Consider the following 24,225-nt stretch of genomic DNA (forward strand, 5'->3'; position numbering starts at 1 on the left):
CCAGGCGCCGCCGCAGCAGCAGAAGGCGCGTTTCGAGATTGTCCTTGATTTTCCGGTTGCAAGGCACCCACCGACTGGAGGACGAACCAGTGCGGATGGCGTCAGTCGGGTGGAGCAGTATCCCTCGGAAAGCCACCCTCGCATGCCATCCACGATGGAAGATCGATGGCGTGGAATTGGCTACGTTCCGATCGGGAGCGAAGTCAGAGAGCGAAGTCAGGATTCTTTCGCCAGCTGCGAGATCCGCTTCCAGCGCGCATCCTCCTTCGGCAGCTCGGCAAGAAACTGGCGGCGATCCGCGATGTCGACGTACATCGACTGCTGCGCGCAGAACGCCTTGAACGCGGGCGATTGGGCGATGCGGATCAGTTCGTCGGACAGGCGCTCCACAACCGCTGCCGGCGTCGCCACCGGTGCCAGGGCTCCGATCCACGACGAGACCTGGTAGCCCGCAACGCCGGCTTGCGCCGTGGTCGGGACCTCCGGGATCTCGCCCCATCGCGCGGGGCTGGTGACAGCGAGGCCGCGCAGTTTCCCCGCCTTGACCAGGTGCGCGACGTGGCGCAGGCCATGGCGGCGCGCAAGGAAGAACTGATGCGCGAGACCGCCTGACGCGCCTGCGCCTGCGCCCGGGCCAGGCCGGGTGCGGCTCTTCAGCGGATTTGAAGGAGTCGCACAATGGGACGCGTCCCGCGCCCGCGGGCGGGACGCTACGATGATGGGGTCATCACCTGCCGTACCGCAACTGCCCATGACCTTTGTCGTGACGGATGCCTGCATCCAGTGCCGCCATACCGATTGCGTCGAAGTCTGCCCGATGTCGTGCTTCCACGAAGGGCCCAACTTCCTCGCCATCGACCCCGACCAGTGCATCGATTGCTCGATGTGCGTGCCGCTGTGCCCGGTTGGCGCGATCTACTCGGAGCATGACCTGCCCGAGGACCAGCGCCACTTCATTGCCCTCAATGCCGAACTGTCGCGGCGCGCGGACTGGCTGCCGTTGCTCAAGGCCAAGGGGCCGATCCCCGGCCATGAGCAATGGGTCGGTCATCCTGACCGCCTGTCGTTGCTGGAGCGCTAGCGCCCCGCGGTGTAGTCCGGGAACGCTTCTTCCAGCGTCAGCACGGTGCCGGTCAGCGTGCCGTCGTAGCCGGGCAGTGCATTGACGCGCTGGCGGAAGGCTTCGCTGGTGAGCGCGTCCACCGCGCCGGCCAGTGCCGCGCTGCGCAGCTTGGCACGCTCGATCGCAAAGAAGTAGCGCTCCTTGATCACTGGCACGAACGCCAGCCCGAAGCGCCGCGCCGCGGTTTCCACGCCAAAGCCCACGTCGGCCATGCCGCTGCCGATATACGCGGCTACCGCGGCGTGGGTGAACTCGCCATTGCTGTAGCCCTCGATGCGGGCTGTGTCGATGCCGCGCGCGGCCAGCATCAGGTCCAGCAGCAGGCGCGTGCCCGAGCCCACTTGGCGGTTGACGAAGCGCACCTCGCGCCGGGTCAGGTCTTCCAGCGTGTGGATGCCAAGCGGGTTGCCCGGCCGCACGAACAGCCCCTGGCTGCGCACCGCCAGGTGCACCAGGCAGTGGGTGTCCGGTTTGAGCCAGGTGGTGAAATGCCGCCACATGCCGTGCTCGAACTCGCCCACCGGCACATGGAAGCCGGCGATATCGCAGGCGCCTTCGGCCAGGGCCGCCACGGCCTCGACGCTGCCGCAGTACTTCAGGTCGTGCCGCACCTGCTGCTCGTCGAGGAAGTCACGCAGCGCCGCCACCGCGAAGCCGTGGCTGGCATGCAGCCGCGCCGTGGCTTCGGGCTGGTCCATCAGCTTCTTCAACTCGATCTCCAGCTCGGACGCCAGGCTGTCCAGCGTCGGTGACAGCCGCGCCCCGATCCGCTTGCTGGCCCACACCAGCTGCTGCGCCAGCGGCGTCAGCGCGCTGCCGCGCCCGCGAGTCTTGTCGATCAGCGGGCCGCCGAACAGCGCCTCGGCATCGCGCAGGATGCCCCAGGCGTAGCGGTAGGACAGCGATACCGCCTGTGCCGAGTGGCTGATGCTGCCGGATTCCTCGATATGACCGAGCAGGGCGACAAGCCGGGACACGTCCAGGGCCTCGCCACCGGGGCTGGCTTCGTCCCGGATCTGCAGGTGCGGGTGAATCGAGATGCGGATCATATGTAGAAAATAGCTTATTGAAGGGGCGCTGTCACTCCCATATAGTCCTTCCAACGGGAAAAACGGCGACGCCACAGCCCGTAAATAGGAAAAAAATAGCATATAAGAGGCCGCGCTGCCGATCTGGGCGACGCCTCACAGGAGACGCTATGCCAGAAATTGCCCCCCACGCAGCGGCATCCGCCGATGCCACGCGCATCGCCGCCATCGTGGCGGCACGCCAGGAAATGCCGGGCGCCTTGCTGCCGATCCTGCATGAGATCCAGGACACACAGGGCTATATTCCCGACGCCGCCGTGCCCGTGATTGCCCGCGCGCTGAACCTGTCGCGCGCCGAGGTGCATGGCGTGATCACCTTCTACCACCACTTCCGCCAGCAGCCGGCCGGGCGCCACGTGGTACAGGTCTGCCGCGCCGAAGCCTGCCAGTCGGTCGGTGCCGAAGCGCTGGCCGAGCATGCGCAGCGCGCACTTGGCTGTGGCTTCCATGAAACCAGCGCGGACGGGCAGGTGACGCTGGAGCCGGTTTATTGCCTGGGCCAGTGCGCCTGCGGCCCGGCGGTGATGGTCGGCGAGCAACTGCACGGCTATGTCGACGCGAAACGCTTCGACGCGCTAGTGCGCTCGCTGCGCGAGTCTTCGAAAGAAACCCCGGAAGCGGCGGAGGCACAGGCATGATCACGGTCACCACCATCTTCGTGCCGCGCGACTCCACCGCGCTGGCGCTGGGCGCCGACGATGTGGCGCGCGCCATTGCGCGCGAAGCCGCCGCGCGCAACCAGCACGTGCGCATTGTCCGCAACGGCTCGCGCGGCATGTTCTGGCTGGAGCCGCTGGTCGAGGTGCAGACCGGAGCCGGCCGCGTGGCCTATGGCCCGGTCAGCGCCGCAGACGTGCCGGAATTGTTCGACGCTGGCCTGCTGCAAGGCGGCGAGCACGCGCTGTCGCAGGGCGTGACCGAAGAGATCCCCTTCCTGAAGCAGCAGGAGCGCCTGACCTTCGCCCGCGTCGGCATCACCGATCCGCTGTCGCTGGACGACTGCCGCGCGCATGAGGGCTTTGCCGGCCTGGAGCGCGCGCTGGCGATGCAGCCCGCCGAGATCGTGCAGGAGGTCACCGACTCCGGCCTGCGCGGCCGCGGCGGCGCGGCATTCCCGACCGGCATCAAGTGGAAGACCGTGCTGGGCGCGCAGTCCGCGGTCAAGTACATCGTCTGCAATGCCGACGAAGGCGACTCGGGCACGTTCTCTGACCGCATGGTGATGGAAGACGACCCGTTCATGCTGATCGAAGGCATGACCATTGCCGCCCTGGCGGTGGGTGCTGAGCAGGGCTACATCTACTGCCGTTCCGAATACCCGCACGCGATTGCCGTGCTGGAAAGCGCGATCGGCATCGCCAACGCCGCCGGCTGGCTCGGCGACGACATCCGCGGCAGCGGCAAGCGCTTCCACCTGGAAGTGCGCAAGGGCGCCGGCGCCTATGTCTGCGGCGAGGAAACCGCGCTGCTGGAAAGCCTGGAAGGACGGCGCGGCGTGGTGCGCGCCAAGCCGCCGCTGCCGGCGCTGCAGGGGCTGTTCGGCAAGCCCACGGTGATCAACAACGTGATCTCGCTGGCCACCGTGCCGGTGATCCTGGCGCGCGGCGCGCAGTACTACCGCGACTACGGCATGGGCCGTTCGCGCGGCACGCTGCCGTTCCAGCTGGCCGGAAACATCAAGCGGGGCGGACTGGTGGAGAAAGCGTTCGGCGTCACGCTGCGCGAGCTGCTGGTCGACTACGGCGGCGGCACGCGCAGCGGCCGCGCCATCCGCGCGGTGCAGGTGGGCGGGCCGCTGGGCGCCTACCTGCCCGAGTCGCGCTTCGACGTGCCGCTGGACTATGAAGCCTATGCCGCGTTCGGCGGCGTGGTCGGCCACGGCGGCATCGTGGTGTTCGATGAAACCGTCGACATGGCAAAGCAGGCCCGCTACGCGATGGAGTTCTGTGCGATCGAATCGTGCGGCAAGTGCACCCCGTGCCGGATCGGCTCGACCCGCGGGGTCGAAGTGATGGACCGCATCATTGCCGGCGAGCAGCCGGTCAAGCATGTCGCACTGGTGCGCGACCTGTGCGACACCATGCTTAACGGCTCGCTGTGCGCGATGGGCGGCATGACACCGTACCCGGTGCTGTCCGCGCTGAATGAATTCCCCGAGGACTTCGGCCTCGCCTCCAACCCAGCCAAGGCCGCCTGAGCCAGGTCCAGCAGAGACACGGGAGACAAACCGCCATGAACGCCCGCAACGAGATCGATTTCGGCACGCCTGCCAGCCCATCCACTGAACTGGTCACCCTGGAGGTCGATGGCGTCAGCGTCACCGTGCCCGCCGGCACCTCAGTGATGCGCGCCGCGATGGAAGCGCAGATCGCCGTCCCCAAGCTGTGCGCCACCGACAGCCTCGAAGCCTTCGGCTCGTGCCGGCTGTGCCTGGTCGAGATCGAAGGGCGCCGCGGCTATCCGGCATCGTGCACCACGCCGGTCGAAGCCGGCATGAAGGTCAAGACCCAGAGCGACAAGCTGGCCGACCTGCGTCGCGGCGTGATGGAGCTATATATCTCCGACCACCCGCTCGATTGCCTGACCTGCCCGACCAACGGCAATTGTGAACTGCAGGACATGGCCGGCGTGGTCGGCCTGCGTGAAGTGCGCTACAACGACGGCGGCCCGGAAGCTGCGCCGATCGCGACGCACACGCAGATGAAGAAGGACGAATCCAATCCTTACTTCACCTATGACCCCTCCAAGTGCATCGTCTGCAACCGCTGCGTGCGTGCCTGCGAGGAAACGCAGGGTACCTTCGCCCTGACCATCAGCGGCCGCGGCTTCGATTCCCGCGTCTCGCCCGGCACCAGCCAGTCGTTCATGGAATCGGACTGCGTCTCGTGCGGCGCCTGCGTGCAGGCGTGCCCGACCGCGACGCTGACCGAGACCTCGGTGATCAAGTTCGGCCAGCCCTCGCACAGCACCGTGACTACCTGTGCCTATTGCGGCGTGGGCTGTTCGTTCAAGGCCGAGATGAAGGGCAATGAAGTGGTGCGCATGGTGCCGTACAAGGACGGCAAGGCCAATGAAGGTCACGCCTGCGTCAAGGGCCGCTTTGCCTGGGGCTACGCCACGCACAAGGACCGCATTCTCAAGCCGATGATCCGCGCCAAGATCACCGATCCGTGGCGCGAGGTGTCGTGGGAAGAGGCGATCGACTACGCCGCGTCGCAGTTCAAACGTATCCAGGCCGAGCACGGCAAGGATTCGATCGGCGGCATCGTGTCGTCGCGCTGCACCAATGAAGAGGGCTACCTGGTCCAGAAACTGGTGCGTGCCGCCTTCGGCAACAACAACGTCGACACCTGCGCGCGCGTGTGCCATTCGCCGACCGGCTATGGCCTGAAGCAGACCCTGGGTGAATCGGCCGGCACGCAGACCTTCAAGTCGGTCGAGAAGGCCGACGTGATCATGGTGATTGGCGCCAACCCGACCGACGGACACCCGGTCTTTGCCTCGCGCATGAAGAAGCGCCTGCGCGCTGGAGCGAAGCTGATCGTGGTCGATCCGCGCCGCATCGACCTGGTGGATTCGCCGCATATCCGTGCCGACTATCACCTGCAGCTGCGCCCGGGCACCAACGTGGCACTGGTGACCTCGCTGGCCCACGTGATCGTCACCGAAGGCCTGCTCAACGAAGCCTTCATCGCTGAGCGCTGCGAGGACCGCGCCTTCCAGCAATGGCGCGATTTCGTCTCGTTGGCGGAGAACTCGCCCGAGGCCATGGAAAGCGTCACCGGCATTCCGGCGGAACAGCTGCGCGGCGCCGCGCGCCTGTACGCTACCGGCGGCAATGCAGCGATCTACTACGGCCTGGGCGTGACCGAGCATGCGCAAGGCTCCACCACCGTGATGGGCATTGCCAACCTGGCCATGGCCACCGGCAATATCGGCCGCGAAGGCGTGGGCGTGAACCCGCTGCGTGGGCAGAACAACGTGCAGGGCTCGTGCGATATCGGCTCGTTCCCGCATGAGCTGCCGGGCTACCGCCACGTGTCGGACTCGACCACGCGTGGCCTGTTCGAAGCTGCGTGGAACGTCGAGATCAGCCCCGAGCCGGGCCTGCGCATTCCCAATATGTTCGAAGCCGCGCTGGCTGGCAGCTTCAAGGGCCTGTACTGCCAGGGCGAGGACATCGTCCAGTCCGACCCGAATACGCAGCACGTGTCCGAGGCGCTGTCGTCGATGGAATGCATTGTGGTGCAGGACATCTTCCTCAACGAGACCGCCAAGTACGCGCACGTGTTCCTGCCGGGCTCGTCCTTCCTGGAAAAGGACGGCACCTTCACCAACGCCGAGCGCCGCATCTCGCGCGTGCGCAAGGTGATGCCGCCCAAGGCGCGCTATGCCGACTGGGAAGCGACCATCCTGCTGGCCAATGCGCTCGGCTATCCGATGGAGTACAAGCATCCGTCGGAGATCATGGACGAGATCGCGCGCCTGACGCCGACCTTCGCGGGCGTCAGCTACAAGCGCCTGGACCAGCTGGGCAGCATCCAGTGGCCGTGCAACGCCGACGCGCCGGAAGGCACGCCGACCATGCATATCGACGCCTTCGTGCGTGGCAAGGGCAAATTCATCATCACCAAGTACGTGCCCACCACCGAGAAGATCACGCGCGCCTTCCCGCTGATCCTGACCACTGGCCGCATCCTGTCGCAATACAACGTCGGCGCGCAGACGCGCCGCACCGACAACGTCTACTGGCATGCCGAGGACCGGCTCGAGATCCATCCGCACGATGCCGAGGAGCGCGGCATCAAGGACGGGGACTGGGTCGGGGTGCAGAGCCGGGCAGGGGACACCGTGCTGCGCGCGATTGTCAGCGAGCGCATGCAGCCGGGCGTGGTCTACACCACCTTCCACTTCCCGGAATCCGGCGCCAACGTGATCACCACCGACAACTCCGACTGGGCCACCAACTGCCCGGAATACAAGGTGACCGCGGTGCAGGTGCTGCCGGTGGCGCAGCCTTCGGCGTGGCAGCGGGAGTACCAGGAGTTCAACACCCAGCAGCTGCAACTGCTGGAAGCCGCGAGCGCCGATCCGGCGCAGGCCGCAGGGTGAGCGGAGGGTCACGCCATGATGCGCTGCATGCAGTCACCGGAAATTGATCCGGAAGCGGCGGAAGACGCCGTGCCCGCCACCCACAGCACCTTCGCCGTCAGCCGCTGGCGCCGCGGCGAGCTGATGCTGAGCCCCGATGAAGTGGCCGAGGAAGTGCCGGTCGCGCTGGTGTACAACGGCATCTCGCACGCGGTGATGCTGGCGACGCCGGCCGACCTGGAGGACTTTGCGATCGGGTTCAGCCTGAGCGAGGGCATCGTTACCCGTGCCAGCGACGTCTATGACATCGAGATCGATACGCGCGAGCACGGCATCGCCGTGCAGCTGGAGATCGCCTCCGAAGCCTTCATGCGGCTCAAGGATCGCCGCCGCTCGCTGGCCGGACGCACCGGCTGCGGGCTGTGCGGCACTGAATCGCTGGAGCAGGTGATGCGCCTGCCGGCACCTGTGCGCAGCGAAGCCAGCTTCCATACCGACGTGATTCAGGCCGCCTTCGTGCAACTGCAACTGCGACAGGAGCTGCAGCAACACACGGGTGCGACGCACGCTGCCGCATGGCTGCGTGCAGATGGCCATGTATCCCTGGTGCGCGAAGACGTGGGCCGCCACAACGCGCTGGACAAGCTGGCGGGCGCGCTTGCCCGCAGCGGCGAGGACATCTCCAGTGGCGCGGTGCTGGTGACCAGTCGCGCGAGCTATGAAATGGTACTGAAGACCGCCGCCATCGGTGCCGGCGTGCTGGCCGCAGTGTCCGCACCGACGGCGCTGGCCGTGCGCCTCGCCGAGCAGGCCAACATCACCCTGGCCGGCTTCGTGCGCGCCGGCGCGCACGTGGTCTATGCCCATCCCCAACGTTTGCAGCACGAAGCGAGTCTGGCATGAAGATCGACAACCTCATCACCATGGCCAACCAGATCGGCAGCTTCTTCGAGGCCATGCCGGATCGGGAAGAGGCTGTCTCGGATATTGCGGGGCATATCAAGCGGTTCTGGGAGCCGCGGATGCGCAAGGCGCTGCTGGGGCATGTGGATGCCGAAGCAGGGAACGGGCTGTTGGATATCGTGCGCGAGGCGCTGGGGCGGCATCGGGCGATGCTGGAGTAAGGGAGGCGTTGGGCTTGGTGCCAGGCACCTCCGGCGCCAAGCAGAAACACCACCTCACCTCAACCTCAACGGCTCCAGCAACGCCCCGTCATACTCCCCCCGCGAGATCCGCCCAAGCTCCAGCATTCGCTGCAGGATATAAATCTGCCGCTGCCGCGCCCGCCTGGGATTCGCCACCGGATTGTTAGCCGAAGGCGCCTTGGGCAACCCGGCCAGCATCGCACACTCAGCCAGCGTCAACTGATCCAGCCGCTTGCCAAAGTAAGCCCGCGCCGCATCGGCAAAGCCGTACGCCCCCTGTCCCAGGTAGATCTTGTTCATATACAGCTCCAGGATCTCGTCCTTGGTCAGCGCCTTTTCAATCCGGTAGGACAGCAGCACCTCGTACAGCTTGCGGGTATAGGTCTTGTCCCGCGACAGGTAGAAATTGCGTGCCACCTGCATGGTGATGGTCGATGCCCCCTGCGACAGCTCGTCCGACAAGTTGGCAACGCCGGCACGGACGACGCCGATGTAGTCAATGCCGTCATGCACGTAGAAGCGCTCATCCTCGATCGCCACCACGGCGTCGGTCAGCTCGCGCGGGATCTTGCCGATGGGCACATAGTCGGGCGTATGGCGGAAGGCGGTAAGCGCGTCGAGCGACGGCAGCTGCCGGTTGGCGGCCAGGATGGCGATGGCGGCCAGCAGCGCGCCGCCGATCACGGCGAGCACCAGCAGCTTGATGAAGGCGGACCAGAGGCTTTTCATGGCACGTATTGTGCCAGCCGCGCGCGGCAGGACGCGAGCCCCGCCGCGGGCGGCGCCTTCAGGCCGTGGGGACGGCTACGTTGAGCGACTGTGCCAGGCGCTCAAGGTTGCGCCAGATGGCCGGGTTGATGTCCAGCGTGTCGCCGGCCTGCGCCCGGTTGGCGGCCTCGTACTCGCCGGGGTACTGCACGCGGTCGACGCCCGGCGCTGGCGGCGTGTCGTGCAGGTAGCGGATGAACGCCTCGACCTCGGCGCTCTGCCAGTCCAGGCCCAGGTCCAGCGCAGGATTGAGCAGCACCGCGAACAGGTTGTTGGTGGCCACGCCGCCGCGCGGGTTGTCCGGCTGGATGGTGCCGCCGCCGGACAGCACGCCCGCCAGCAACTCGGCCACCACGCCCAGCGCATAGCCCTTGTGGCCGCCGAAGGGCAGCAGCGCGCCGGGGTGTTCGCCGAACATGGTGGAGGCGTCGGTGGTGGGGTTGCCGTCGGCGTCGATGATGCTGCGCTCTGGCGCCGCCTCGCCTTTCTCGGCCAGCACACGGGCCTTGTTGATCGCAATCGCGCTGGTGGCGATGTCCATCACCAGCGGCGGCCGCCCGTTGGGCATCGGCCCGGCAAAGCACAGCGGGTTGGTGGTGAGCCGCGCCACGCGGCCGCCGAACGGGGCCACCACAGGCGCGCGGTTGATCACGTTGGTGAAGCTCAGCAGCACACAGCCGGCGGCTGCCACCATCTCGCCGTAGTGGCCCATGCGGCCGAGATGGTGCGAGCGGCGCAGCGTGACGATGCAGTGGCCATGCTGGCGCACGCGCTCGATCGCTGCCTGCATCACGGACTTGCCCACGTGCTGGCCGAAGCCGCCGTCGCCGTCGAACACCATCAGCGTGCCCTGGTCCAGCACGCATTTGGCGCGGCCTTGCGGGTTGACGCTGTGGCTGTCGAGGGCCGTGCGGTAGTTGGGCAGGATCGACAGGCCGTGGCTGATATAGCCGCAGCGGTCGGATTCGACCAGGTGCTCGGCCACGTCGTCGGCGATGTCGGCGGGTACCTGCTGCGCGGCGAGGATGTCGCGAGCAAGCTGGCGGGCGCTGGTGAGGGAGACCTTCATGGCAGCCATCTCCTCAGACCCAGCCGAGCCAGCGCCAGTAGGTGGCCGCGAACAGCAGCATCATGGCGTAGCCGATGATCGTCACGGGGATGCCGATGCACGCGAACTGGCGGCCGTTGAAGGTTTCCGTGCCCAGGCACACCATGTTCTGCGGCGCGTTGATCGGCAAGATAAAGCCGAAGCTGACGGTAAAGCCCAGCAGCATGGTCATGCCCACGCGGTTGATGTCGCCGGGCAGCGTCTGCAGCACCGCGATCAGGATCGGCAGCAGCGCCGCGGTCAGCGCGGTGGCGCTGGCAAAGCCCAGGTGGATCAGGATCAGGAAGGCCGACAGGATCGCAAACACCAGCAGCGCGCCGTGCGTCGCCAGCCCGGAATGCGTGACCACGAACTGCCCCAGCCACTGGCCGGCGTTGGTGGACAGCAGCGCCGTGCCCAGGCTGATGCCGACGCCGAACACGATCAGCGTGCCCCAGGGCGTGCGTTGCTGCATGGTCTTCCAGTCCATCACGCCGATGCGCGGCATCATCAGGATCACCAGGCCGACGAAGGTCACGGTGGCGGTATCGAAGCTGTGCAGCTTGCCTTCGGTGGCCCAGAACAGCAGCAGTCCCAGCGATACCGCGGCCAGCCGCTTCTGCGGCGCGCTCATCGGGCCGAGGGCCGACAGCTCGCGCTGCACGGCTTCCTTGCCGCCGGGGATGGCGTCGGTCTCGGCGGGCAGCAGGAAGCGCACCAGGAAATACAGCACCACCGACATCGCGATGGCCCACGGCGCGCCGGCGATCAGCCATTGCAGCCAGGTGATGCGCTCGCCCAGCAGCTTGTCCATGAAGCCCACCGTCAGCAGGTTCTGCGCCGCGGCGGTCTGGATGCCGACGTTCCAGATGCTGGTGGCCTGCGCCACCGTGATCATGATGCCGGCGGCGATATTGGACTTTTTGTCGACGCCGAAGGCGGCGATCACGCCCATCATGATCGGCACCACGCAGGCGCTGCGCGCGGTGGCGCTGGGCACCACCAGGCTCAGCGCGATGGTGACGGCGATCGTGCCAATCAGGATGCGGCGCGTGCTGGTGCCGATGGCAGACAGCGTCACCAGCGCGATGCGCCGGTCTAGCCCGGTCACGGTCATCGCTGCGGAGATAAACAGCGCCGCGGCGACCAGTGCCAGCGCGGTGTTGGAGAACCCCGCCAGTGCCATGCCGAGCGCTTTCGAGGTGCCGTACTGCACCGAGGGGTCGTTGACGGTCGGCGCAAAGCCGATCAGCCCCGCCATCAGTGAGGTGATCATGATGGCACTGGTCTCATATGACACCGCCTCGGTGATCCACACCACGATGGCGAAGGCGAGGATCGCCAGCATGCGCTGGCCGGCGACGGTCAGCCCCTCGGGCTGCGGGATCGCCAGCACCACGAGCAGCGCTCCGACGGCGGCGAACAGGCCCCAGTGCAGCGTGAGTTTCGGTGTCGGCACGACAGCCTGTGCAGCCGCGGCGGAGGGGGCGGAAGGGGGGGAGGCGGAAGTGTCTGTCATCGCCGGCATCCTTTTGGTTGGTGATCCTGGTCGGTACCCGGGGACACCTGGCTCGGACGGCTCTCGGCGGACAGTGCGGCGCGCCGGCGCTGGGACAGCACGGCCGGCAGGACAGGCAAGTGTCGGTCGCGAGACGGCATCCGTGTGCGGTGTGCCCGGAGCGGCTTCGCTGCTGGCGTGGCCGCCGCGTTCGACATGATAGGAATTTTCCGACTGGCAGCCGGCCCTGTCGAGGGCAACTCCGTGCTATTTCCGCCCGCCATGAGCAAGATCAAGTCCACGCGTGATCAATGGATACTCGGGCCGCCACAGGCGTCATACCAGTGAGAAGCTCGCCACATAAGGTCTGGCGGCGGTGTGTGTGCGCAAGCGCGCCACCATGGCCCCGGCCGGGTGATGCATGAGCGGAAGTGATCTGAAATAATTGGAGCCGACCATGAAGGTTTTGGTACGTGGACTGAAAGCAGGACTGGACGCTGCGGCGCTGCGCGAGGCGCTGGCGCGGTATGCGAAGATCCGTTCGGTGGAACTGGTGGAAGCGGGCGACCCGAAGCACCCGTGGGCGTGGGTCGATATCGATGCCAGTGCGCTGACGGTGTGGAAGCTGGTGGCGCGGCTGGACCGGCGCTATATCGCCGGCTGCCACCTGCGCTGGCATGTGCCGGCGTACCGCGAGCGCTGAAGCGCCGGCACGGCATCGGCCAGTATCGCAAGGACAATCAGGAAAGAACAATGATCAAGTGGCTTCAACGCGCAGGCTGCCTGCCAGCGCATGCCGTCGTGCCGCAGGCTCCGGCCGCGGCCAGCGACCAGGGCCGGCATGACCTGGCCTTCGACACCATCAGCAATGCGCGCGACCTTGGCGGCCTGGCCGGCGCGGGCGGACGCCGCGTGCGCCAGGGGCGCCTGTACCGCAGCGGCAACCCCGCGCTGGCCAGCGCGGCGGACCTGGAGCGGCTGCAGACGCTCGGGCTCGACATGGTGGTGGATTTCCGTTCGCCCGGCGAGAAGTCGCCCGAAGAGGCAGCCTTCGGCCAGCGCTTCCACTGGGTGGCGGCGCCGGTGCTGGAGGGCAGCATGGCGATGGACGTGCTGATGCCGCGCCTGCGCGCCAGCACGCCGGCACAGATGGATGCCTTCATGCTGGAGGTCTATGGCGACTTCCCGGTGCGCTACCGCGAGGCCTTCGCCGGCTTCATGCGCACCGCGCAGGACGGCAAGACGCTGCTGTTCCACTGCACCGCCGGCAAGGACCGCACGGGCTTTGCCGCCCTGCTGTTGCTGGCGGCGCTGGGCGTGGCGCAGGACGATATCCTGGCTAACTACCTGGAGTCGAACCAGCGCAATGCGCAGTTCAACCAGACTGCGCTGGCGCGCATGGCCGAGCTTGGCGTGGCTCCCGCGGTGATGACGCCGCTGCTGGAAGTCCGCGCCAGCTACCTCGATGCGTCGATGCAGGCCATCGATGCAGGCTGGGGCAGTGTCGACAACTACCTGCGCGACGCGCTCGAAGTGGACGTCGCGCAGCTGCGCGGGCACTACCTGGCAGGCTGACTCAAAGCTGCCCGCATTCGCGCAGGATGCGGGCGGTGTTCAGCGCAATCATTCCTTCTTCATCGGTCGGCAGCACCAGCACCGGCACGCGGCTGTCGTCCCGGCTGATGCGCTGGCTGTTCTCGCCGTTGGCGCCACCGTCGAGCGCGATGCCGAACAGGCCCGCCAGGTGTTCGCAGATGCGTGCGCGCACCGGCGGCGAGTTGGTGCCGATGCCCGCGGTGAACACCAGCGCGTCAAGGCCGCCCAGCGTGGGGGCGAGCTTGCCGATCTCCTGCGCGGCGCGGTAGGTGTAGAAGTCCACCGCCAGCCGCGCGCGCGGTGCATCGCTGGCCAGCAGCGCGCGCATGTCGCTGCTCACGCCTGACAGTCCCTTCAGCCCGGATTCCTGGTACAGCATCGCCTGGATCTCGGCCGGCTTCATGCCCTGCTGCGCCAGCCACAGCAGCGCGCCGGGATCGACCGAGCCGCAGCGCGTGCCCATGGGCAGGCCGTCGAGCGCAGTCAGGCCCATGGTGCTTTCCACGCTGCGGCCGTCGCGCATGGCGCACAGGCTGGCGCCGTTGCCCAGGTGCGCCACGATCACGCGGCCCTCGGCCAGGTCGGGCGCGACCTGGCGCAGCCGGCGCGCGATGTACTCGTACGACAACCCGTGGAAGCCATAGCGCCGGATGCCGCGCTCGTAGTACGCGTAGGGCAGCGCCATCAGCTGCGCCAGCACGTCGTGGCCAGCATGGAAGGCGGTGTCGAAGCAGGCCACCTGCAGCAGGTCCGGCACGGCCTCGCGCACCGCGCGGATGGCAGTCAGGTTGTGCGGCTGGTGCAGCGGCGCCAGCGGCACCAGCGCCTCCAGCTTTGCGATCACCTCGTCGTCGATGCGCACGGCCTGCGCATAGTCGGCGCCGCCATGCACCACGCGATGGCCGATCGCCACCGGCGGGTTGTCGCGCAGGCCCACGCTCAGCACCAGGCGCACCAGGCGGAAGGCGGCGTCGTGGTCGGCCACCTGGGCCTGCGGGAAGGTCTCTTCGGCGACCACGCGCCCGTCGGCCATGCGCGCGGTCAGGCGCGGCGCCACGCCGATGCCCTCGATCTGGCCGTGCGCGCTCAACACCGGGTTGATGTCGGCATTGCCATGCGCGGCGTCGGGCACGGCGTAGACCGATACCTTGACGCTGGACGAGCCGGCGTTGACAACTAGGATGATGGGATGCACGGCAGGATGGATGGCGGTCACGCTGGATGGACTCCCAAGTGGTTGCGCAAGGGCCGCACGGGCACGGCTCAGACCTGCGCCGCGGCTGCGGCGTTGCGGCGTGCGTGCGCCAGCAGCACGGCAATGGCGCAGCTGCCGATGCGCGCGCGCACGCTGTCGGCCCGGCTGGTGAGGATGATGGGCACGCGCGCGCCCAGCACGATGCCGGCGGCTTCGGCGCCCGCCAGGAAGGTCAGCTGCTTGGCCAGCATATTGCCGGCTTCCAAGTCCGGCACCAGCAGGATGTCGGGGTCGCCGGCCACGTCCGAGTCGATGCCCTTGGTGATGGCGGCTTCGCGGCTGATGGCGTTGTCGAAGGCGAGCGGGCCGTCCAGCATGCCGCCGGTGATCTGGCCGCGCCGTGCCATGGTGCACAGCGCCGCGGCGTCGATGGTGGAGGGGATCTTGTCGGTGACGGTTTCCACTGCCGACAGGATCGCCACCTTGGGCTGCTCGATGCCCAGCATGCGCACCAGGTCGATGGCATTGCGGCAGATATCTGCCTTCTCGTTGAGCGTGGGGAAGATGTTGACCGCTGCATCGGTGATGAACAGCGGCTTGTGGTAGCGCGGCACGCTCATGGCGAATACATGCGACAGGCGCCGCCCGGTGCGCAGGCCACTGGCCGAGGCGGTGACCGCATGCAGCAACTCGTCGGTGTGCAGGCTGCCCTTCATCAGCAGCTCGGCCTCGCCGGCCCGCACGGCTTCGACCGCGCGCTCGGCCGAGGCATGGCTGTGCGCGGTGTCGATGATCCGGGTGTCGCCCAGCGCAAGTCCATGCTCGGCGGCGACCTGCCGGATGCGCGCGGCGGGCCCGACCAGGATCGGTACGATCAGGCCCAGCTTCGCGGCCTCGAGCGCGCCGCTCAGCGATGAGACATCGCACGGGTGCGCCACCGCGGTGGGGATGGGCGGCAGCCCAGCGCAGCGCGGTGTACTTGTCCGGCGCCTCGGCGGCGGGCGCGGCAAGTCCGGACATGGCAGACGTGGCAGTCGAGGCAGCGGTCATGGCGATGTTCCGAGAGCGGATGCTGGGCAAGGATACTGGTCCGGCGCGGTGGCGTCGAGGGATGGCCGTCGGTCTCGCACCGGGTGCTCCGCGCACCGCCTTGCTGCAGTGCGCAAGCGCACTGCGCCAGTATAGGCGACGAATTTGTCGGGTTGATGACCGATGGATGCTGCGCGCGGCGAGGCTTTGGGGGGTGCCGGTCAGCGGGTTGCACGGCATCGCCGCGGCTGCTAGGCTTGTTTTTGCTGCAATGCAACAAGCGTCACTCCAGTGGCGCTGACAGTGCGCCAGCGCCCGGCAGCGGCGCCAATCAGGGGAAAGTGGAATGACCGCACGCATACCCGCCAGGCCGCCGCAAGGCAGTTCCGGCCCATCACCCTCCACCACGCAGGTCCCAGAAGCAGCCAATCCGTTCGCGGCGCTCGGCCAGCCGGCGTTGGAATACTTCACCGACGCCTGGCAGCGCACCGTGCTGCTGTTCGACATCCTGCGCGAGCGCGGCAACGAGACCGCCGAGCATGAGCGCGAGGGCATGCCGCCTGTGCTCGTGTTCGAGCAGGAACTGCTGGCCGACGGCCGCGAACTGCCCGAGCCCGTCAACTACGCGCTGCTGCGCATCGTGCCGCCGGCCAACAGCCCGACCGACCCTGCCAAGCGCCCCTTCGTGGTGATTGACCCGCGCGCGGGCCACGGCCCCGGCATCGGTGGCTTCAAGGCCGACAGCGAGATCGGTATCGCGCTGCGCACCGGGCATCCGTGCTATTTCGTCACCTTCTTCCAGGAGCCCTGCCCGGGGCAGACGATCGAATCGGTGGCGCGCGCCGAGGCCGACTTCCTCAAGATCGTCGGCGAGCGGCACCCGGACGCACCCGGCAAGCCCTTCGTCATCGGCAACTGCCAGGCCGGCTGGGCACTGATGATCCTGGCCGCGGTCGCGCCCGAGCGCACCGGGCCGCTGCTGGTGGCCGGCGCACCGCTGGCGTACTGGTCGGGCGTGCGCGGGCGCAACCCGATGCGCTACAGCGGCGGGCTGCTGGGCGGCTCGTTTCTGGCCTCGCTGACCGCCGACATGGGCAATGGCCGCTTCGACGGTGCCTGGCTCGTGCAGAACTTCGAGCAGCTCAATCCGGCCAACACGCTGTGGAAGAAGCTCTACGACGTCTACGCCAAGGCGGACACGGAAGGCCCGCGCTTCCTGGAGTTCGAGCGCTGGTGGGGCGGCCACTTCCTGATGAACCGCGCGGAGATCGACTGGATTGTGCAGAACCTGTTCGTCGGCAACCGGCTGACCGCGGGCGAGGTGCGCAGCAGCGACGGCAAGACCGTGGTGGACCTGCGCAACATCCGTTCGCCGGTGGTCGTCTTCGCGTCCTGGGGGGACAACATCACGCCGCCGCAGCAGGCGCTGAACTGGATCCCGGACCTGTACCCCACCGATGAGGAACTGGTCGCCAACGACCAAGTGATCGTCTACTGCCTGCACGAGACCGTGGGGCACCTGGGCATCTTTGTTTCCGCCGGCGTCGCCAACCGCGAACACAGCGAACTGTTCTGCGCGCTGGACCTGATCGATGTGCTGCCGCCGGGCCTGTACGAGGCCAAGATCGAGGACGTGGCGCCTGACCTGCCACACCGGGACCTGATCGAAGGGCGCTACCTGGTGCGCTTCGAGCGCCGCAGCGTCAACGACATCCTGGCGCTGGACGACGGCCGCGAGGACGAACGCCCGTTCGAGGTGGTGCGGCGCGTGGCCGAGATCAACCAGCACATGTACGACACCTTCGTCTCGCCATGGGTGCGCGCGATGTCCAATGAACTGGGCGCGCAGTGGATGCGCACGCTGCACCCGGCGCGGCTGGAGCGCTCGCTGGCGACCGACATGAATCCGTGGATGGCGTGGATCGGCGCGATGGCGCCGATGGTGCGCGCGCATCGCGCGCCGGTGGCGCCGGACAATCCGTTCCTGACCATGGAGAAGGCCGCGTCGGCGCAGATCGTCAGCGCGCTCGACCAGTATCGTGATGTACGCGACGCGTGGTACGAGCGGACCTTCGAGGCAATCTACGGTTCGCCGGCGATGGCGGCGCTGGTGGGCATGAGCGGGCAGTTGCCACCGGCCAACGTGGAGTCGCCCGTCACCGTGGCGTTGCGCAAGGAACTGGCGCAGCGGCGCCTGCACGATGCCGAGGCGGCGATCGGGCAGGGCGGCACACTGGAGGCCTTTGTGCGCGTGCTGGCCTACGTGGCCGATCGCCCCAGCGCCATCGAGGAGCGGCCGTTCAACCTGCTGCGCCGCATTGCGCGCGAACAGCAGCAAGCCACCGAGCAATCCGGCGGCCAGGCCGACCTGGCCGCCTTCAAGACCGCAGTGCGCCAGCAGAGCTTTATCGTCAGGCTGGATCCGCAGCGCGCGATCCGGGCGCTGCCGGCCCTGGTGCCGGACCGCGAGACCCGCCGCAAGCTGATGGTGGCGGCGCATCGCGTGATGACGGTCGGCGGCCCGCTGTCAGGCGAGCGGCTGGGGCGCTATCGCGAAGTCGCCGAAGTAATGGGCACGGGTCATCCGCCCGAGGCTGCCGACGCAGTTGCGCCGGTGGACGCGGCCGATACCGCGTCTGCCCTCAGCCATGCCGGGAACGGCAAGCCGCAGGCCGCGCGCACCACCGGCAAGCGCAAGGCCGCGCCGCGCGCCACGCGGCCGCGCAGCTGAGGCTTGCGCACCGCATCGGGTTTGGTCCAACAGGAGCCGCCATGGTCAACGTATCCAATCCGCCGCTTGCCGGCGCCCGTGTGCTGGTGGCCGGCGTGGCCAATGCCGATTCGATTGCGTGGGGCTGTGCCAGGGCGTTCCATGAACTGGGCGCACAGGTCGCCATGACCTACCTGAACGACAAGGCTTACCCGCACGTGGCGCCGCTGGCCGAAGCCATTCAGGCGCCCATCCTGATGCCGCTGGACGTGGAAGACGCGCAGCAGATGACGGCGCTCTTTGCGCGTATCGAGAGCGTGTGGGGCGGTCTCGATTCGATAGTCCATTCGATTGCGTTCGCGCCCAAGGCCGACCTGCAGGGCGGCCTGCTCAATTCGTCGGCAGAGGGGTTTGGGCGCGCCATGGACATCTCATGCCACTCCTTCGTGCGCATGGCGCGCCTGGCCGTGCCGCTGATGCCGCAGGGCGGCACGCTGTTCGCGATGAGCTATGAGGGCGCCAACCGCGTCGTGCCCAACTATGACCTGATGGGCCCGGTCAAGGCGGCGCTGGAAGCCAGCTGCCGCTACTTGGCGCACGAGCTGGGGCCGCTGGGTATCCGCGTCCACGCGATCTCGCCCGGGCCGCTGAAGACGCGCGCGGCCTCGGGCCTGAAGGACTTCGACCTGCTGCTGGCCGACGCCGCCGGGCGCGCGCCGCTGGGCGAGGTGGTCGACATCATGGACGTGGGCTTTGCCACTGCCTACCTGGCCACGCCGTATGCGCGGCGCATCTCGGGCAACACAGTCTATGTGGATGGTGGCGTGCACATCATGGCCTAGTGTCCTGCGCTGGACCGATCCGCAATTCGGATTACCATAGCCGCGTCTCGAACTCCATTGCGGTGCCGGCCACCGGCACCCGACATCCATGCTTGAACTCCAGGGAGCCATCTGGTTCCGCTCCGGCTCACAAGACTGGGGCGGCAAGGACCGCATCGCGCTGCTCGCCGCCATCGGCGAACACGGCTCGATCACCGCGGCCGCGCGCGCGGTCGGCATCAGCTACAAGGCCGCGTGGGACGCCATCGATGCCATGAACAACAGCGCGGGCGAGCCGCTGGTGGTGCGCGCCGCCGGCGGCAAGGGCGGCGGCGGCACGCACCTGACCGCGCGCGGCGAGCAACTGATCCGCACCTATCGTGCGCTGGAAGACGAACACCAGCGCTTTGTCGCGCAGCTGTCGCGCCTGGGCGAGGGGGCGGCCGACGATATCCACCTGATGAGGCGAATGATGATCAAGACCAGTGCACGCAACAAGCTGTTCGGGCGCGTGGCCAGTGTGCGCGGCGGCGCGGTCAATGACGAGGTCGTGCTGGCACTGCCCGGCGGGCAGCAGATCGTGGCCACCATCACGCATGAAAGCGTCGAAACGCTGGCGTTGGCCGAGGGCACCGAGGCGTTTGCGCTGATCAAGGCATCGTCGGTGCTGGTGGGGCTGCCCGATCCGGGGATGCGGCTGTCGGCGCGCAACCAGTTGCCGGGGGTGGTGTCGCGCGTGATGCCTGGCGCGGTGAACGCCGAAGTGGTGATCGAACTCGACGGCGGCGGTACGGTTGCGGCGATCGTGACCAATGGGAGTGTGGAAGCGCTGGGGCTGGAAGTGGGGGTGGCTGCGGTGGCGGTGTTCAAGGCGTCAAGTGTAATCCTGGGTGTAGTGGCGTGAGGTAGTCCTGCGGCAGGAATGGGAAGATGGGCGGGCATCGGCTGCCCCCGGCGTGCAATAATAGCCACCCAAAAAAACAGCCGTTCCACAACAAATGCACGCCGCTCTCGCCGGCTTCTCCCTCGGTCTTTCCCTGATTCTTGCCATCGGTTCCCAGAATGCTTTCGTGCTGCGACAAGGGTTGCGGCGCGAGCATGTGTTCTGGGTCTGCCTGGTGTGCGCGCTTTCCGATGCGCTGCTGATCCTGCTGGGTGTTTCCGGCTTTGCCGTGATGATCCGCGAGCTGCCCTGGCTGGGTGCGGCGATGCGCTATGGCGGCGCGGCTTTCCTGATCTGGTATGGCGCACGCAGCTTCCTGGCCGCGTGGCGCTCGAACGCGGTGCTGGATCCCAGCGACGCCGCGCCGCGGCCGCTTGGAGCCACGCTGGCGGTGTGCCTGGCGTTCACCTGGCTCAATCCGCATGTGTATCTCGATACGGTGATGCTGATCGGTTCGGTGTCGACGCAGTTCGCAGGGAACGCGCGCGAGTTCGCCGCGGGTGCCATGACCGCGTCGTTCCTGTTCTTCTTTTCGCTGGGCTATGGCGCGGCGCTGCTGCGGCCGGTGTTTGCGCGGCCGCGCGCGTGGCAGGTGCTGGAAGTGGTGATCGGCATCACCATGTGGGTGATTGCCGCGCGGCTGCTGCTGGGCTGAGCGCAGGAGAGAGACGCATGCCAAGAAACATCGAGATCAAGGCTCGCATTGACAGTATAGAAGCCTTGCTGCCGCATGCGGCAGCACTGGCCGACAGCGGTCCCGAATACATCCGCCAGGACGATACCTTCTTCCCCTGCGCCAACGGCCGGCTCAAGCTGCGCGAGTTCGCCCCCGACCGCGGCGAGCTGATCTTCTATGCGCGTGCCGACGAGGCGGGGCCGAAGGAGAGCTTCTACATCCTGTCGCCGACGCAATCGCCGGATACCTTGCGCGCGGCGCTGGCCGCGGCGCATGGCGAGGGCGGGCGGGTGCGCAAGCTGCGCACGCTGTACCTGGCTGGCCGCACGCGCGTGCACCTGGACCGGGTCGAGGCGCTGGGCGATTTCCTGGAACTGGAAGTGGTGCTGGCCGACGGCGAGCGCCTGGAGGACGGCGTGGCCGAAGCCCACGCATTGCTGGCGCGGCTGGGCATTCCCGCGTCGAACCTGATTGAAGGCGCCTACGTCGACCTGCTGCGCTCGGCTCAGGCCACCCGCGCCGACACCGGCGCGTAGACCGGCGGATGGTGGCGGCTGGTGCCGCTGCCGAAGATGCGGCCCTCGCGGATTTCCAGCACGTGGTCGCCCAGCGCCTCGACATCGGCGGGATCGTGTGAGATCACCAGCATCGGCACATCCAGGCTGGCCTGCAGCGTGCGCAACTCCGCGCGCATGCGCGCGCGCAGCGCGGGGTCCAGCGCGGAGAAGGGTTCGTCCAGCAAGACGATGTCGGGCTGCGCCACCAGCGCGCGCGCCAGTGCCACGCGCTGCTTCTGGCCACCGGAGATCTCGGCCGGGTAGTTGCCGACGATGTCGGCCAGGCCGAAGGCGTCGATCCAGCGCTGCGCTTCCGGATGCACGGCGCCGCGGCGCGGGTTGCGCCAGCCGCGCGACAGGCCGAAGCCGATGTTCTGGCCCACGTTCAGGTGCGGGAACAGCGCGTATTCCTGGAACAGGTAGGCCACACGGCGCTCTTGCGGGCGCACGTCGATACCGGCGTCGGCATCGAACAGCGTGCGGCCGTTCAGCACGATGCGGCCGCTGTCTGGCGCGAGCAGGCCGGCGATGGCGCGCAGCGTCAGGCTCTTGCCGGCGCCCGAGGGCCCGAACAACGCAATGCGCCGGCTGGCCGAATCGAAATCGATATCCAGTGCAAAGTGGCGGTCGGCCGAGACCATCTGCTTGCGGATGCTGACGTGCATGCTCATGGCGACTCGGCTTAGCGGATGCGCGGGCGCAGGCGCCGGCGTTCATAGAGTTCAGCGGGGTTGCGCGTGGCGGCCGGCACAAGGCGCCCGGCGACCACCAGCAGCAGCACGCAGGTGACGGAGGTCACCAATACCAGCAGGTTGGCGGTGTTGTCGTCGCCGGCCTGTACCGCCTCATAGATGGCGACTGACAGCGTCTGCGTGCGTCCGGGCAGGTTGCCGGCGATCATCAGCGTGGCGCCGAACTCGCCCAGTGCGCGGGCAAAGGCCAACAGCACGCCGGCGATGATGCCGCGCGCGGCCAGCGGCAGCGTGACGCGGAAGAAGATGCCGGCTTCTGGCACGCCCAGCACGCGGGCGGCGTTTTCCAGCTGATGATCCACGCCTTCAAAGGCGGCGCGCGCGGACTTGAGCACCAGCGGGAAGGCGACGATGGTGGAGGCCAGCACTGCGCCCTGCCAGGTAAAGACCAGTTCGATGCCCAGGCGCGCCAGCCACTCGCCGAATACGCCACGGCGCCCGACCAGCACCAGCAGGTAGTAGCCCAGCACCGTGGGCGGCAGCACCAGCGGCAGCGTCAGCACCGCATCGACCACGTCGCGCAGGGGCGAGCGCCAGCGCGCCAGCGCCCAGGCCGCGCCGACGCCGAGCACGGCATTCAGCGCGGTGGCCCAGCCGGCCACCTTCAGCGACAGCAGCAGCGGTACCCAGACGGCGTCCATGGTGCGCGCAACGCTCCGTCAGGGCTTCTGGAAGCCGAATCGCGACAGGACCGCCTGGCCTTCCGGCGAGGCGACGTAGTCGACGAACTGCGCCGCTTCCTTCTGCTGGCGCGTCAGGCTGGTGATGGCGATGGGGTAGGTCACCGGCGTGCGGCTTGGCACGCGCACGGCCACCTTGACCTTATCCGGCATCACCGCGGCATCGGTGGCAAAGACGAAGCCGGCCTCGACCTCGCCGCGCGCGACGTAGTCCAGGCTCTGGCGCACGTTCTGCGCCGGCACGCCCTTGGCGGCGACGGCGTCCCACAGCCCGGCCGCTTCCAGCGCGCCGCGGGTGTAGCGGCCCACCGGCACCGAGGCCGGGTTGCCGTAGGCGATGCGCTTCACTTCCGGGCGCGTCAGGTCCTGCAGCGAGGCGATGGCCAGCTTGCTGTCCGCGGGTACGATCAGCACCACCTGGTTGGCGGCGAAGTTGCGGCGCGAGGCCGGCGCGATCACCTTCTCGGCCTCGGCCTTGTTCATCGCTTCCTGGTCGGCCGAGGCGAACACGTCGGCCGGCGCGCCCTTGATGATCTGCTGCGTCAGCACGTCGGACGCGCCGAAGTTCAGCACCACGTGCGTGCCAGGATGGGCGCGCTCGAACGACTCGGCCAGCGACTTGAAGGCGTTGGTCAGGCTGGATGCCGCGGACACCACCAGGTCGGCGGCAAAGGCGGGCGGCGCGGCCAGCGCCAGCGTGGCGACGGAGGCGGCCAGCAGGAACCCGCGGCGGCAGGAACGGAGGGCAGACATCGGAATCCTCGGGATTCGGCCAGCCGGCGTGTGCGGCAAGGCCTGTGCGGGTGGGCTGTCAGGCGCAATATACGTCTGTATATAGCGCTGCGTCAATGATGTGCCATGACGGCCGTCATGGGTATTCGAAGTGGTATAAGTGCTGTATCAGGGACTGCGAATGAGCCCCAGGGGTGGGGGCCGGCGCCCCCGGGCGCCAGCCGTGCCGTTTCACGCCGGCGGCATGCCTTCCTTGAACAATGACTTCAACTGGGTGCGCAACTCAGGGGTGTCCTGATGCTGGTGCACCGCTACCGCGTGCTGGACCGCGGCTTCGAGCAGTTCGTCTTCGCTGTCGGCGCTCATTGCCACCGTGCAGTGGGTGTCGCTCGGGAACTCGCGGCAATCGATAAACTTGCGTGCCATGATGCCTCCTGACGCCGGCCCGCAGAGTGGGCTGGGGCCGGTGCATCCAGTATAGGCACGCGGGTAGCCTTCTACAGCACTGGCGTCAGTACCCTGCCGTCAGCCAGGAACGCATCCAGGCCGGCGCCGCCCAGGCGCCCGTCAACCAGCGCCGCGACCATTGCCGCCTCGTCGATCACGCTGCCGCGCGACACATTGACCAGGTGCGCGGCAAGCCTCGGCCTTTAGGCAGCCTTTAGGCCGGGGAAGGATAGCGCGGACGCCGTCGGCGTCCTTTCGGCGGCTAATGCGGCGTCTGTTGTTGCTCA

The 24,225-nt window shown here is 67.8% G+C and carries 24 protein-coding genes and 1 pseudogene; 13 read left to right on the top strand and 12 right to left on the bottom strand.

Translation table 11 applies throughout. From position 1 onward, the window contains the following. Positions 1-216: 216 nt before the first annotated feature. The gene (locus AC3WL8_RS34470) at positions 217-780 is read right to left on the bottom strand and encodes a tripartite tricarboxylate transporter substrate-binding protein (protein WP_228772609.1); all 564 of its coding nucleotides are present in this window, start codon (positions 778-780) and stop codon (positions 217-219) included. Here AC3WL8_RS34470 and fdxA point away from each other — a divergent pair. Continuing rightward, positions 752-1,081 (top strand): ferredoxin FdxA, encoded by a 330-nt coding sequence (fdxA, locus tag AC3WL8_RS34475; protein ID WP_211980758.1) that lies wholly within the window; start codon positions 752-754, stop codon positions 1,079-1,081. The genes AC3WL8_RS34470 and fdxA overlap by 29 nt on opposite strands. Here the strand turns inward: fdxA and AC3WL8_RS34480 are convergent. Further along, the gene (locus AC3WL8_RS34480; protein WP_013955697.1) at positions 1,078-2,172 is read right to left on the bottom strand and encodes a substrate-binding domain-containing protein; all 1,095 of its coding nucleotides are present in this window, start codon (positions 2,170-2,172) and stop codon (positions 1,078-1,080) included. The genes fdxA and AC3WL8_RS34480 overlap by 4 nt on opposite strands. Before the next feature lie 149 nt (positions 2,173-2,321). Between AC3WL8_RS34480 and AC3WL8_RS34485 the strand changes: the two genes are divergently transcribed. From AC3WL8_RS34485 to AC3WL8_RS34505, 5 genes are read left to right on the top strand one after another with little or no spacing between them, the layout of a single operon-like run. Further along, positions 2,322-2,849 carry a formate dehydrogenase subunit gamma gene (locus AC3WL8_RS34485; RefSeq protein ID WP_013955698.1) on the top strand — a complete coding sequence of 176 codons (528 nt, stop codon included), beginning with the start codon at positions 2,322-2,324 and terminating at the stop codon, positions 2,847-2,849. Then, positions 2,846-4,408 (top strand): formate dehydrogenase beta subunit, encoded by a 1,563-nt coding sequence (locus AC3WL8_RS34490; RefSeq protein WP_492379750.1) that lies wholly within the window; start codon positions 2,846-2,848, stop codon positions 4,406-4,408. The genes AC3WL8_RS34485 and AC3WL8_RS34490 overlap by 4 nt, the downstream gene beginning before the upstream one ends. Before the next feature lie 35 nt (positions 4,409-4,443). After that, positions 4,444-7,323, top strand: coding sequence for a formate dehydrogenase subunit alpha (gene fdhF, locus AC3WL8_RS34495; RefSeq protein ID WP_013955700.1), 2,880 nt, complete (start codon positions 4,444-4,446; stop codon positions 7,321-7,323). Between the two features lie 15 nt (positions 7,324-7,338). Beyond that, positions 7,339-8,205 (top strand): formate dehydrogenase accessory sulfurtransferase FdhD, encoded by an 867-nt coding sequence (fdhD, locus tag AC3WL8_RS34500; RefSeq protein ID WP_492379751.1) that lies wholly within the window; start codon positions 7,339-7,341, stop codon positions 8,203-8,205. Then, positions 8,202-8,426: a formate dehydrogenase subunit delta gene (locus AC3WL8_RS34505; RefSeq protein ID WP_013955702.1), complete on the top strand. Its 225-nt coding sequence runs from the start codon at positions 8,202-8,204 to the stop codon at positions 8,424-8,426. The genes fdhD and AC3WL8_RS34505 overlap by 4 nt, the downstream gene beginning before the upstream one ends. Positions 8,427-8,480: 54 nt before the next feature. Here AC3WL8_RS34505 and AC3WL8_RS34510 read toward each other — a convergent pair whose 3' ends face one another. The 3 genes from AC3WL8_RS34510 to AC3WL8_RS34520 are packed head-to-tail and all read right to left on the bottom strand — an operon-like array spanning position 8,481 to position 11,821. After that, positions 8,481-9,176, bottom strand: a complete 696-nt coding sequence (locus AC3WL8_RS34510) for a transglycosylase domain-containing protein (protein ID WP_492379752.1) — start codon at positions 9,174-9,176, stop codon at positions 8,481-8,483. Positions 9,177-9,234: 58 nt separating this feature from the next. After that, positions 9,235-10,284 (bottom strand): Ldh family oxidoreductase, encoded by a 1,050-nt coding sequence (locus AC3WL8_RS34515; RefSeq protein ID WP_492379753.1) that lies wholly within the window; start codon positions 10,282-10,284, stop codon positions 9,235-9,237. A gap of 13 nt (positions 10,285-10,297) precedes the next feature. Next, positions 10,298-11,821: an anion permease gene (locus AC3WL8_RS34520; protein ID WP_492379754.1), complete on the bottom strand. Its 1,524-nt coding sequence runs from the start codon at positions 11,819-11,821 to the stop codon at positions 10,298-10,300. A 436-nt stretch (positions 11,822-12,257) separates the two neighbouring features. On the opposite strand from AC3WL8_RS34520, the gene AC3WL8_RS34525 reads away from it, so the two are divergent. Beyond that, on the top strand, positions 12,258-12,503 hold the full coding sequence (locus AC3WL8_RS34525) for a hypothetical protein (protein WP_013955706.1): 246 nt from the start codon (positions 12,258-12,260) through the stop codon (positions 12,501-12,503). 50 nt (positions 12,504-12,553) lie between these two features. After that, positions 12,554-13,375 carry a tyrosine-protein phosphatase gene (locus AC3WL8_RS34530; RefSeq protein WP_492379755.1) on the top strand — a complete coding sequence of 274 codons (822 nt, stop codon included), beginning with the start codon at positions 12,554-12,556 and terminating at the stop codon, positions 13,373-13,375. Between the two features lies 1 nt (position 13,376). On the opposite strand, the gene AC3WL8_RS34535 is transcribed toward AC3WL8_RS34530, so the two are convergent. Both AC3WL8_RS34535 and AC3WL8_RS34540 read right to left on the bottom strand, forming a co-directional pair. Further along, the gene (locus AC3WL8_RS34535; RefSeq protein WP_211980763.1) at positions 13,377-14,612 is read right to left on the bottom strand and encodes an acetate/propionate family kinase; all 1,236 of its coding nucleotides are present in this window, start codon (positions 14,610-14,612) and stop codon (positions 13,377-13,379) included. Between the two features lie 47 nt (positions 14,613-14,659). Next, complete coding sequence (locus AC3WL8_RS34540) at positions 14,660-15,529, bottom strand: phosphate acetyltransferase (protein WP_249221247.1); 870 nt, start codon at positions 15,527-15,529, stop codon at positions 14,660-14,662. Positions 15,530-15,966: 437 nt separating this feature from the next. On the opposite strand from AC3WL8_RS34540, the gene AC3WL8_RS34545 reads away from it, so the two are divergent. The 5 genes from AC3WL8_RS34545 to AC3WL8_RS34565 all read left to right on the top strand — a co-directional run bounded on the left by AC3WL8_RS34545 (position 15,967) and on the right by AC3WL8_RS34565 (position 21,306). Next, positions 15,967-18,351: a DUF3141 domain-containing protein gene (locus AC3WL8_RS34545; protein WP_211980765.1), complete on the top strand. Its 2,385-nt coding sequence runs from the start codon at positions 15,967-15,969 to the stop codon at positions 18,349-18,351. A gap of 41 nt (positions 18,352-18,392) precedes the next feature. Continuing rightward, on the top strand, positions 18,393-19,172 hold the full coding sequence (gene fabI, locus AC3WL8_RS34550) for an enoyl-ACP reductase FabI (RefSeq protein ID WP_013955711.1): 780 nt from the start codon (positions 18,393-18,395) through the stop codon (positions 19,170-19,172). Between the two features lie 88 nt (positions 19,173-19,260). Further along, a complete protein-coding gene (locus tag AC3WL8_RS34555; protein ID WP_013955712.1) occupies positions 19,261-20,055 on the top strand; it encodes a TOBE domain-containing protein in 795 nt (264 codons plus the stop codon). Between the two features lie 94 nt (positions 20,056-20,149). Continuing rightward, on the top strand, positions 20,150-20,749 hold the full coding sequence (locus AC3WL8_RS34560; RefSeq protein ID WP_013955713.1) for a LysE/ArgO family amino acid transporter: 600 nt from the start codon (positions 20,150-20,152) through the stop codon (positions 20,747-20,749). 17 nt (positions 20,750-20,766) lie between these two features. Further along, a complete protein-coding gene (locus AC3WL8_RS34565) occupies positions 20,767-21,306 on the top strand; it encodes a class IV adenylate cyclase (protein WP_013955714.1) in 540 nt (179 codons plus the stop codon). Here AC3WL8_RS34565 and AC3WL8_RS34570 read toward each other — a convergent pair. The 5 genes and pseudogenes from AC3WL8_RS34570 to AC3WL8_RS34590 all read right to left on the bottom strand — a co-directional run. Further along, entirely contained in the window at positions 21,276-21,998 is a 723-nt protein-coding gene (locus AC3WL8_RS34570) for an ATP-binding cassette domain-containing protein (protein ID WP_035821992.1), read from the bottom strand. The two genes, AC3WL8_RS34565 and AC3WL8_RS34570, sit on opposite strands and share 31 nt — an antisense overlap. Positions 21,999-22,009: 11 nt before the next feature. Further along, on the bottom strand, positions 22,010-22,720 hold the full coding sequence (modB, locus tag AC3WL8_RS34575; protein WP_013955716.1) for a molybdate ABC transporter permease subunit: 711 nt from the start codon (positions 22,718-22,720) through the stop codon (positions 22,010-22,012). Between the two features lie 18 nt (positions 22,721-22,738). Then, positions 22,739-23,512, bottom strand: a complete 774-nt coding sequence (gene modA, locus AC3WL8_RS34580; RefSeq protein ID WP_211980766.1) for a molybdate ABC transporter substrate-binding protein — start codon at positions 23,510-23,512, stop codon at positions 22,739-22,741. Positions 23,513-23,722: 210 nt separating this feature from the next. Further along, complete coding sequence (locus AC3WL8_RS34585) at positions 23,723-23,917, bottom strand: DUF1059 domain-containing protein (RefSeq protein WP_013955718.1); 195 nt, start codon at positions 23,915-23,917, stop codon at positions 23,723-23,725. A gap of 71 nt (positions 23,918-23,988) precedes the next feature. Continuing rightward, a pseudogene (locus tag AC3WL8_RS34590) lies at positions 23,989-24,120 on the bottom strand (NAD(P)-dependent oxidoreductase); the annotation flags it as partial. Between the last annotated feature and the right edge of the window lie 105 nt (positions 24,121-24,225).

The sequence above is a fragment of the Cupriavidus sp. FW305-F7 genome, assembly GCF_058782875.1.